General features: G+C 72.6%; 1 protein-coding gene. It reads left to right on the top strand.

The window, feature by feature from the left end; all coding sequences use genetic code 11:
• Positions 1-508 (top strand): polymer-forming cytoskeletal protein (locus KDH83_RS31415; RefSeq protein WP_212323051.1); only part of this gene is annotated, 508 nt, incomplete at both ends.

The raw sequence follows: 508 nt of genomic DNA, 5'->3' as shown, positions 1-508 counted from the left end.
CATCTGCAAACCGACGGCGCCATGACCCTGGGCGCGGGCCAGGATCTGTCGCAGGTCGGCATGGCGCTCGCCTTCGGTGATCGCTTGCGCCTGGAGGCGGGCCAGGACTTGGCGCTGGGCGCCAGCAGCCGGCTGCAAGGCAAGGGGGTGGGCGCAACGGCCGGCCGAGACCTGCACCAGGACGGCACGCTGGTGTCCACCGCTGACGCGACCCTGGCCGCCCAAGGCGACCTGACGGTGCAAGGCAAGATCAGCGTTGATGGCAAGCTGGATCTGTCGGCGAAGGGCGATGCGCAGATCGCGGCCACCGGCCGCGTCGAATCGGCCAATGCCACCGCTCTGCGCGCGGACGGCGACGTGACGCTGGCGGGTGAGCTGCGCGGCAACACCGGCTTGCAGGTGGACGCGGGCGGAGCCTTGACCCTGCAAGGCGTGGCCGCGACGGCCCAGGGTGCGCTGGCGCTCCAGGCCGGGCAGGACCTGACACTGGCCGCCGGCAGCCGGGCGC

Source organism: Achromobacter sp. Marseille-Q0513, from assembly GCF_018195695.1.
Classification (GTDB): Bacteria; Pseudomonadota; Gammaproteobacteria; order Burkholderiales; family Burkholderiaceae_B; genus Achromobacter.
Note: the sequence above shows the minus strand (reverse complement) of the source record. Positions and strands in the feature narration are given on the sequence as shown.